The organism is Pseudonocardia sp. NPDC046786 (assembly GCF_040645415.1).
Lineage (GTDB): Bacteria > Actinomycetota > Actinomycetes > Mycobacteriales > Pseudonocardiaceae > Pseudonocardia > Pseudonocardia kongjuensis.
This window is the reverse complement of sequence record NZ_JBEYYF010000051.1, coordinates 1-9,660: the sequence shown is the minus strand read 5'-3', so window position 1 is coordinate 9,660 and position 9,660 is coordinate 1. Positions and strand designations below refer to the sequence as shown.

Below are 9,660 nucleotides of genomic sequence, written 5' to 3'. Positions count from 1 at the left end.
TTGGGTCTACCCGCGGTCCCCCACCCCCCCCCCCCGCCGGGCCGGGGGGCCACCCCCCCCCCCCCCCGGGCGGGGCCCCCCCCGCCCCCCCCCCCGCCCCCCCGCTGCCCCCGGGCGGCCTGGGCAGGTTCGGCGAGCTCGGCGTCTGGCTCGCGGCCTGCCAGGGCGAGTGCCCGCCGCGGCCGCCGGTGAACGCCCGCGTGCTGCTGCTCGCCGCGGACCACGGCGTCGCCGCCGACGGCGTGTCCGCCTACCCGCCGGAGGTCTCCGCCGCCCGCGCCGAGGCCGCCGCCGCCGGACGGCTGCCGATCACGGTCGCCGCCCGGGCCGCCGGGGCGGCGGTGCGCACCGTGGACGTCGGGCTGTCCCGGGACGCCGACGGCGTCGAGTCCGGGCACCGGGTGGCCCGCGGCACCGGCCGGATCGACCGCGAGGACGCGCTCACCGACGACGACGCCGCCGCTGCCTGGCGCACCGGCCGGCAGCTCGCCGACGAGGAGATCGACGCCGGGGCGGACGTCCTGGTCCCGGCGACCCTGGCGGTGGGTGCGACCACCCCGGCCGCGACGCTGGTCGCCGCGCTCACCGGCGCAGAACCGGTCGCCGTGGTCGGCCGCGCCTCCGGGATCGACGACCAGGCCTGGATGCGCAAGGCCGTCGCCATCCGGGACGGGCTGCGCCGCGCCCGCCCGCACCTGCGCGATCCGCTCGCGCTGCTGCGCACCGTCGGCGGCACCGACCTGATCGTGCTCGCCGGCTTCCTGGCCCGGGCCGCCGAGCGGAAGGTCCCGACCGTGCTGGACGGGGTCGCCGTCGGTGCCGCCGCGCTGATGGCCGAGGAGCTCGCACCCGGCGCGAAGCAGTGGTGGCTGGCGGCGCAGCCGTCCACCGAGCCGGCCGCCGGGCTGGTCCTCGAGCACCTCGCGCTGACCCCGGTGCTGGATCTCGCGGTGCGCACCGAGGACGGCACCGCGGGCGTCGCGGTGCTGCCGCTGCTGACCACCGCCGCCCGCCTGCTCGGCGAGACGGGCAGCGCCGAGGACACCGGCGTCGTCCCCGGGGACGCGACGGCCGCGGCGGGCGCCACCCGGTGACCGACGCCAGGCCGGGCCCGGGGCCGCTGGCCGGGCTCCGGCTCGCCGTCAGCTGGCTGACCGTGCTCCCGGCCCGGGTCGGCACCGGCCCGGACGGCGCCCTCCCTCGGGGGGTCCCGGCGGCCGCGCTGAGATGGGCACCGGTGGTCGGGATCGGCCTCGGCCTGGCCGGTGGGGCGCTGCTGCTCGGGCTCACCGCGCTCGGGACGTCCCCCCTGGTGGCAGGCCTGCTCGTGGTCGGGGCGGGTGCGCTCGCGACCCGCGGGATGCACCTGGACGGGCTGGCCGACACCGCCGACGGCCTGGGCAGCTACGGGCCCCCCGAGCGGGCGCTGCGGATCATGGCCGAGGGCGGTGCGGGGCCGTTCGCCGTCGTCACGCTGGTCGTGGTGCTGGGGGCGCAGGCCGCGGCGCTGGCCCAGCTCGCCTCGGCCCCGCCCGCGGCGGTGCTGGTGACCTGCGCGCTGGCCGCCGGGGTGGGCCGGGCCGGGTTCTGCTGGGTGGCCAGGAGCGGGGCACCGGCGGCCAGGGAGGGTGGGCTGGGCGCCTTGGTCGCGGGTTCCCAGCGGGTGTGGGTCGCCCCGCTGTGGTGGACGGTGCTGGCCGCGGCGGGAGCCGCCGCCCTGGTCCCGGCCGTCGACCGGGCGGGCATGCCCCGGCGCTACGCCGACTACCTCCCAGAAGGCCCTACGGCGTTCCCCGGGGTCCTGGCCGGGCCCGGGATCGTGCTGGTCACCGTAGGTGCGGTGCTGGCCGCCGCGCTGCTCGTGGCCGGCCTGGCCCGGCACACCCGCCGACGGTTCGGCGGGATGAGCGGGGACGTGCTGGGCGCCGCCGAGCAGCTGGCCGCCACCACCGTCCTGGTCGTGCTGGCCGCCGCGCTGTGATCACCGGTCGTGGAGCGCAGCGCCCACCTGGCGGGCTCCGCGCTCCACGACCGGTGATCACTCGCGTGAACCGCTCCCCCGGTTCCGGCCCGGTGAGGTGCAGGTGGATGTGAGCCTCCCCGGGTGCGCGTGCGTGAGCTGCTGCTTCTGCAGGCCGGGATCATCTCCCGGGAGCAGGCGCTGGGCTGCGGGCTGTCGGCCTCGTCGATCCGCCGCCGGGTCGCGCGCGGCGAGTGGCGCGACGTCCATCCCGGGGTCCTCCTGGATGTCGGGCACCCGCTGGGCGACCGGGCGCGGATCGTGGCCGCGGCGCTCTGGGGCGGGCCGGACGCGGTGCTCGACGGGCCGTCCGCCGCGTTCTGGTCGGGTCTGCTGCCCCGGGCCCCGGTCCCGGTCGGCGTCACCGTGCCCCCCAGGGTCAGGAGACGGGTGCCACCGGGCATCCGGCTGCGCCGGCGCGATCTCCCCCGGGCGGACCGGATCGTCCTGGACGGCGTCGCCCTCACCGCGGTGCCGCTGACCGTCCTGGAGACCTGCGCGGTCCTGCCCGACGGTGCGGCGTTCCTCGACCGGGCACTGCAACGCCGCCGGGTGGGACCCGCGGACCTGCACCGGGCCTACTGCCGGAACGCCGGCGCGCACGGGATGGCGACGGCGCACCGGCTGCTGGTCGCCGCACTGGACCGGGCGGACTCCCGCCTGGAACGGTCCCTGCTGCGGCTGCTCAGGAGCGAGGGCATCGGTGGCTTCGTGCGCGGCCTCCCAGTGGGCGACGGCCGGGAGATCGACATCGCGTTCCCCGTGGAGCGGGTCGCGATCGAGCTGGACGGCTGGGCCTGGCACGTTGATCCGGCGCGGTTCGCGGCGGACCGGGCGAAGGGGAACGCGCTGGTCGGGGCCGGCTGGATCCTGCTGCGGTTCACCTGGCGCGACGTGACCCGCCACCCGGACCGCACGATCGCCGCCGTCCGCCGGGCGCTGGGCCGGTGATCACCCGTTGTGGAGCGTGGCGCCCACCTGGCGGGCGCCGCGCTCCACGACCGGTGATCAGGCCGATCAGACGGCGGCCGGGGCGGGCACCAGGGTGTGCATCCAGCCGTGCGGGTCCGGCGCGGCGCCCCGCTGGATCGCGGTGAGCGCCTCGCGCAGCTGCAGGGTGACCGGGCCGGGCTTTCCGTCGCCGACGGTCACCTCGCCACCGGAGTGCTTCACGGTGCCGATCGGGGTGATCACCGCGGCGGTGCCGCAGCCGAACACCTCGGTGAGCAGGCCGCTCGCGACCCCGCCCAGCCACTCCTGGCCCGCGATCCGCCGCTCCACCACCGACATCCCCAGGTCCCGGGCCACGGTGATCAGCGAGTCCCGGGTGATGCCGGGCAGCACCGCGCCACGCAGGTCCGGGGTGGCGATCTCGACGCCGCCGTCGGGCGTGGTGAAGACGAAGAACAGGTTGTTCGAGCCCATCTCGTCGATCCAGGTGCGCTCCTCGGCGTCGAGGTAGGCGACCTGGGCGCAGCCGTGCCGGGCGCCGACCGCCTGGGGAAGCAGCGACGCCGCGTAGTTCCCGCCGCATTTGGCGGTGCCGGTGCCGCCCAGGGCGGCCCGGGTGTACTCGGTCTCCAGCCAGACGTCCATCGGCTTGACCCCGCCGGCGAAGTACGGCCCGGCCGGCGAGGCCAGCACCGCGTACAGGTACTCCGACGACGGCCGGACGCCCAGCCCCACCTCGGTGGCGATCATGAACGGGCGCAGGTAGAGCGAGTCCTCGCCGCCTGCGGCGGGCACCCACTCCGAGTCCACCGACAGCAGCTCGGCCAGCGAGGCGAGGAACAGCTCCTCGGGCAGCTCGGCCATCGCCAGCCGCCTCGCGGACCCGGCGAACCGGCGGGCGTTCTGCTCCGGCCGGAACAGGGCGATCGAGCCGTCCGGCTGCCGGTAGGCCTTCAGCCCCTCGAAGATCTCCTGGCCGTAGTGCAGCACCATCGACGACGGATCGAGGGTCAGCGGCCCGTACGGCACGACCTGCGGATCGTGCCAGCCGGTGCCCTCGGTGTAGCGGATGGTGACCATGTGGTCGGTCATGTGCCGGCCGAAACCGGGATCGGCCAGTACCTGGGCGCGCCGCTGTGGGGACGCCGGGGCAGGGTTGCGGGTGACGGTGAACTGCGGCGCGCTCATGGGTGAACGGTATCTCCGCCGCCCGCATCGCAAGTAGTCGGATTCCCGACGGTCGGGACGCGATCCTCCCCTGCGGGACGGACACCGGTCACACCGGCGTCATCGCACGTGGGACGGCACCAGGGGCGGCTTCACCACCTCGACCGGCAGCGCCCGGCCGCGGACGTCGACCACCAGCGCGTCGCCGGGCGACACCGCGGGGTCGGTGTCGATCAGCGCCAGCGCGATCCCGGCCTTCAGGGTGGGCGAGAAGGTGCCGGAGGTGACGGTCCCGACCGGGTTGCCGCCCTCGGCGTCCAGCACGGTCATGCCGGCCCGCGGCACGCCGCGCCCGGTCGCCCGCAGCGCGCGCAGCCGGCGTGCCGGGCCGGCCGCCCGCTCGGCGACCAGCGCATCCCGCCCCCAGAACGACGGTTTGTCCCAGCCGACCGCCCACGCGCTACCCGCCTGCACCGGGCTGATCTCCTCGGACAGCTCGTGGCCGTGCAGCGGGTAGCCCATCTCGGTACGCAGGGTGTCCCGGGCGGCGAGCCCGCACGGGCCGCCGCCGACCGCGCTGACCGCGTCGAGCAGGGCGTCCCACAGGGCGGGCGCCGCCGCGGCGTCGAGGACCAGCTCGTAGCCGTGCTCGCCGGTGTAGCCGGTCCGGCAGACCCGCACCGCGCCGCCCTCGATGTCGGTGAACGACATGTAGTCCAGGTCGGCGACCACCGACCCGGCCTCGCCCAGCGCGGCCGCGAGCGCCTCCGCGGAACGCGGCCCCTGCAGGGCGAGCACGGCGAGCTCGCGGTGCCGGTCGGTGACGGTGACCCCGTCCGGGGCACCGTCCTGCAGCATCGTGACGATCCGGGTGGAGTTCGCGGCGTTCGGGACGAGCAGCAGGTCGTCGTCCGTCGCCAGGTAGATGATCATGTCGTCGATCACGCCGCCGGACTCGTTGCAGGCCAGCGTGTACTGCGCCCGGCCCGGGCCGATCCGGCCGAGGTCGTTGCTCAGGCAGGTGTTCACGTGCGCGGCGGCGCCCGGCCCGGCGATCGGGACCGTCCCGAGGTGGCTGACGTCGAACAGTCCCGCCGTCTCGCGCACCGACGTGTGCTCTGCGACGGTGCCGCCCGGGTAGGAGATCGGCATCGACCAGCCGCCGAACTCGCCGAGGGTGGCGTCGAGGGCGACGTGCCGGTCGTGCAGCGGGCTGGGCAGAAGATCGTCGGTCACGCCAGGGGACCCTAGTCCCTCAGGCGGCGCGTTCCTCGGGATCGGCCGGGCCGGCGGCCTCCTGGCGGCCCCGGACGGCGGCCGAGCGCGCGGACAGCGCGCACAGCACCCAGCCGGCCGCCAGCGCGCCGGCCGTCGCCAGCAGCGGCCACAGCGGCAGCGCCGCGACCAGCACGAGGCAGCCGGTGCCGCCGGCGCCCGCCACGAACGCCGCCGTGGCCGGGCGGCCCGGGATCCGCAGCACCGCGGCGTGCAGCAGGGTGTGGTGCACCAGGGCGGCGCCCACCGCGATCGCCATCGCGGTGATCGGCCCCACCGCCAGGGTGACCAGCAGGGTCAGTCCGCCGAGCAGCAGATCAGCGACCCACGGCGTGCCGCGCGAGCCGCCGCGGCCGAGGAAGCCGGGCAGCTCGCCGTCCAGGGCGAGCCGGGACGCCCCGCCCGCGGCCCGGGACAGCGCCCCGAGCAGCGCGGCCGCGGTGGCCGCGGCCGCCGCGATCCGGACCAGCACGCCGAGCGCCGGGCTGCCGCCGGTGTCCATCAGTGAGGCGAGCGGGGTCGGCGACATCGCCAGCCGTTCCACGCCCAGCCCGTGCAGCAGCGCCATCGAGAGCGCCAGCAGCAACCCGGTGGTGACCAGCACGGCGACCGCCGGTGCGCGGCGGATCGCCCGCATCGGGTCGCGCAGGCTGCCGCCGAGCTCGGCCACCCGGGACAGGCCGGTGTAGACGAAGAACGCGAACGCGGCGGCGGTCAGCACGCCCAGCGGCCCCGGCTCGACCGCGGCCTGCAGCGTCCCGGCGACCGGATCGTCCGGGGTCCCCGCGCCGTCCGCGACGGCGGCGCCGGCCAGCTCCGCGGCGGGCATCGCCGACGACGGCCCGGCGCCCTCCGGCGCGTCGGTCGTCAGGCCCACCCCGGCGACCAGCGCGAGGACCAGCAGGGTGCCCACGACCAGTCCGCCGGACGCCGCCGGGGACACCCGGACCCCGGCCGCGTTCACCGCGATGACGGCGAGCACCGCGACCACCGCGACCGGCAGCGGCTGGGTGGGCAGCACGTAGGCGCCGAACACGCCGGCGGCCGCCGCGGCGGCCGCGGCCCGCGACACCAGCCGGGCCACCGCGCCGAGCCGCACCGCGGGTGCGGGCAGGTCGTCCCGGACCAGCTCCGGCCCGGCCGGCCGGGCCGTCGCCAGGTGCGCGGTGGAGGCGACGACGCCGAGCGCGACCAGCCCGGCGAGCAGCACGCCCAGCGGGAACCACGGTCCCGACACCGCGGCGGCCGGGGCCAGCGCCGCGTACAGACCGGTACCGAACATCGCCGCGAGGGCGACGACGACCGCGGTCGCGGTCGGCATCCGGTACGGGGGTCGGGGCACCCGATCACCTTCCCATTCGACCCTGTGCCGCGCGGCGCCGCGGGGGTGTCATTACCATCTCGGTCCGGTCTCGCCGCGTCGCTCCCCACCCGCCCGGCGCACGGGACACGTGTGCTGGTCACCGTGTGTGCCCGAGCGGAACGCGAGGCCACCCGTCCACTACCGATCCGACCGTCCCACGACCGAGGAGTTCCCCGTGCCGACCGCCGAACCGACCATCCCGGACACCGCCGCGACGACCGCGTCGCCGTCCACCGTCGAGGCCGGGGCGCTGGTGATCGGCCTGCACCCGGGGGCGCCCGCCGACGACGGGGCGGGCGCCGCGGTCGCGCCGGTGCTCGCCGCCGGCGCCGCCGACGTCGACGCCGCGTTCGGCGGCGAGCTCGCCGAGCTGCTCCGCGTCGTCGGCGCGACCGGGAAGGTCGAGCAGGTCGTCTCGCTGCCGACCCGCGGGGCGGTCGCCGCGCCGCGGCTGGTGGCGGTCGGGCTCGGCGAGGCCGGCGACGACGCGGCGGCGGCCGACCGGGTCCGCCGGGCCGCCGGTGCGGCGTCCCGGGCGCTGGCCGGGACGCCCGCCGCGGTGAGCACGCTCGGCGCCGCCGGGGACGGGGCCGCCGGGGACGGGGCCGCCGAGGCGGCGGTGGCCGGTGCGCTGCTCGGCGGCTACCGGTTCGACGCGCACCGTTCCAGCACCGACGCCGGATCCGCACCGGTGGCGTCCTGGACGTTCACCGGGGTCACTGCGGCGCAGGTCCGCCGGGCCGGCCTGGTCGCCGAGGCCGTCGCCACCGCCCGCGACCTGGTGAACACCGCCCCGAACGTGCTGGTCCCGGAGACGTTCGCGCAGCGCGCGGTGGCCCTGGGCGAGCGGGCCGGCCTGGTCACCGAGGTGCTCGACGACGAGCGGCTGCGGGAGAACGGCTACGGCGGGATCACCGGGGTCGGCAAGGGCTCGGCCAACACGCCGCGGCTGGTCCGGCTGACCTGGAACGGCGGCGCCGCGCCGGCCCGGAAGGTCGCGCTGGTCGGCAAGGGCATCACCTTCGACACCGGTGGCATCTCGCTCAAGCCGAACGCCGGCATGGCGGACATGACCTCGGACATGGGCGGCGCCGCGGCGGTCGTCGCCACCGTGGTGCTGGCGGCGAAGCTGGAGCTGCCGGTCGCGGTGACGGCGACCGTGCCGATGGCCGAGAACATGCCGTCCTCGACGGCGTACAAGCCGGGTGACGTGCTCACCATGTACGGCGGGAAGACCGTCGAGGTGCTCAACACCGACGCCGAGGGCCGGCTGATCCTGGCCGATGCGCTCGTCCGGGCCGGCGAGGACGACCCCGACTACCTGGTGGAGACCTCGACGCTGACCGGCGCCCAGCAGGTCGCGCTCGGGCTGCGCACCGCCGGGATCATGGGGTCCGACGACCTGCGGGACCGGGTCGCCGGGCACGCCGTCGACGTCGGTGAGGACGGCTGGGCGATGCCGCTGCCCGAGTACCTGCGCTCCGACCTCGACTCCCGGGTCGCCGACATCGCGAACGTCAGCGGGCAGCGGTTCGCCGGGATGCTGCTGGCCGGGCTGTTCCTGAAGGAGTTCGTGCCGGCCGGGCTGCCGTGGGCGCACATCGACGTGGCCGGTCCGGCGTACAACACCGGCGGCCCGCGCGGCTACACCACCAAGGGCGGCACCGGAGTGCCGGTGCGGACGCTGATCGCCTTCCTGGAGGACGTCGCCGCGAACGGCTGAGGCCCCGGGTGCCGCCGCGGTCGCGGCGGCACCCGGTCACGCCGCGCGCCTCACCCGGCGTCCTCGAAGAGATCGGTGACCGGCGGCGCGAACCCGGGCAGCAGCGGGCTGGTCAGGTCGCCGCCCGCGACCTACACGCTCGCCGCACTGCTCCTGCTCGGCGCGGGCCGGCGCCGTGCGGAGCACCCCGGGTTACCGACCGGTAGGGCATACTCCCGGCCCATGCGACGACGCCGGCACGAGATCCCCGCGCACGCTCCCCGTTCCGCCGTGGTCACCGGCGCCGCCCGCGGTATCGGCGAGGCGATCGCCGCCGAGCTGGTCGGCCGGGGCTACCGGGTGCTCGTCACCGATCTCGACGCGGACGCCGCCCGGGCCACCGCCGAGCGGATCGGTGCCGCGGACGGCGCCGCACACGACGTCACCGACCCGGCCGACGCGCGCACCGTCGCCGACCGCGCCCGCGAGCTCGCCCCGCTGGGCGCCTGGGTGTCGAACGCGGGCGTCGGGTTCGACGGCACGCTCACCGAGCTGTCCGAGGCACACGCCCGCGCCCTGGTCGAGGTGAACCTGCTCGGCTTGGTCTGGGGTGCCAGGGCCGCGGTCGCCGCGTTCCGGGAGCAGGCCGCCGCCGGCGTCGCGCGCGGCGGCGAGATCGGCGTCACCGTCTCGCTCTCCGCGCTCGGCCCGGTCCCCGGCCTGTCCGTGTACGCGGCGTCCAAGGCCGGTGCACTGTCCGTGGTCTCCGGACTCGCCTCCGAGGTCCGCCGGGAGGGGATCCGGGTGCACGCGGTCTGCCCGGACGGCGTCAACACCGAGCTGCTGCGCGGGATGAAGCCCGGCGGGCAGGCCCAGGCACTGGTCCGGTCCGGGACGCTGGTCACCACCGAGCAGGTCGCGCAGGGCCTGGTCGGGATGTTCGGCACCGGCCGGGTGTACCGCACGCTGCCGGCCTGGCGCGGCGCGGTGCTGCGGCTGACGGCGCTGGTCCCCGGGCCCGCCCTGCGGCTGGAGCCCGCGATGCGCGCGATCGGCGCCCGCAGGGCCCGCTCGCTGCAGGACTAGCTGTGATGCCCAGGCACGTTGGTCGAGATCGTGTGACGACACGGTCTGATCTGTAGACGGGCGAAGGCCTCCCGGGTGTGGAGTGGAGCTGTCTAG

The 9,660-nt window shown here is 77.0% G+C and carries 8 protein-coding genes; 5 read left to right on the top strand and 3 right to left on the bottom strand.

The annotated features are described in order from the left end of the window. Positions 1–104 precede the first annotated feature (104 nt). The 3 genes from ABZ881_RS30520 (at position 105) to ABZ881_RS30510 (ending at position 2,971) form a co-directional block, all read left to right on the top strand. Positions 105–1,094 carry a nicotinate-nucleotide--dimethylbenzimidazole phosphoribosyltransferase gene (locus ABZ881_RS30520; RefSeq protein ID WP_358489458.1) on the top strand — a complete coding sequence of 330 codons (990 nt, stop codon included), beginning with the start codon at positions 105–107 and terminating at the stop codon, positions 1,092–1,094. Then, the gene (locus ABZ881_RS30515; protein ID WP_358489456.1) at positions 1,091–1,981 is read left to right on the top strand and encodes an adenosylcobinamide-GDP ribazoletransferase; all 891 of its coding nucleotides are present in this window, start codon (positions 1,091–1,093) and stop codon (positions 1,979–1,981) included. Before ABZ881_RS30520 ends, ABZ881_RS30515 begins: the two co-directional genes overlap by 4 nt. Positions 1,982–2,104: 123 nt before the next feature. Further along, positions 2,105–2,971, top strand: a complete 867-nt coding sequence (locus ABZ881_RS30510) for a DUF559 domain-containing protein (protein WP_358489453.1) — start codon at positions 2,105–2,107, stop codon at positions 2,969–2,971. A 66-nt stretch (positions 2,972–3,037) separates the two neighbouring features. Here the strand turns inward: ABZ881_RS30510 and ABZ881_RS30505 are convergent, their stop codons facing one another. The 3 genes from ABZ881_RS30505 to ABZ881_RS30495 all read right to left on the bottom strand — a co-directional run bounded on the left by ABZ881_RS30505 (position 3,038) and on the right by ABZ881_RS30495 (position 6,755). Further along, on the bottom strand, positions 3,038–4,159 hold the full coding sequence (locus ABZ881_RS30505) for a branched-chain amino acid aminotransferase (protein WP_358489451.1): 1,122 nt from the start codon (positions 4,157–4,159) through the stop codon (positions 3,038–3,040). 99 nt (positions 4,160–4,258) lie between these two features. Beyond that, on the bottom strand, positions 4,259–5,374 hold the full coding sequence (gene gcvT / locus ABZ881_RS30500) for a glycine cleavage system aminomethyltransferase GcvT (RefSeq protein ID WP_358489449.1): 1,116 nt from the start codon (positions 5,372–5,374) through the stop codon (positions 4,259–4,261). 19 nt (positions 5,375–5,393) lie between these two features. Next, positions 5,394–6,755, bottom strand: coding sequence for a hypothetical protein (locus tag ABZ881_RS30495; protein WP_358489447.1), 1,362 nt, complete (start codon positions 6,753–6,755; stop codon positions 5,394–5,396). Positions 6,756–6,951: 196 nt separating this feature from the next. On the opposite strand from ABZ881_RS30495, the gene ABZ881_RS30490 reads away from it, so the two are divergent. Beyond that, positions 6,952–8,499, top strand: coding sequence for a leucyl aminopeptidase (locus ABZ881_RS30490; RefSeq protein ID WP_358489444.1), 1,548 nt, complete (start codon positions 6,952–6,954; stop codon positions 8,497–8,499). A 222-nt stretch (positions 8,500–8,721) separates the two neighbouring features. After that, on the top strand, positions 8,722–9,564 hold the full coding sequence (locus tag ABZ881_RS30485; RefSeq protein ID WP_358489442.1) for an SDR family oxidoreductase: 843 nt from the start codon (positions 8,722–8,724) through the stop codon (positions 9,562–9,564). Positions 9,565–9,660: the final 96 nt, after the last annotated feature.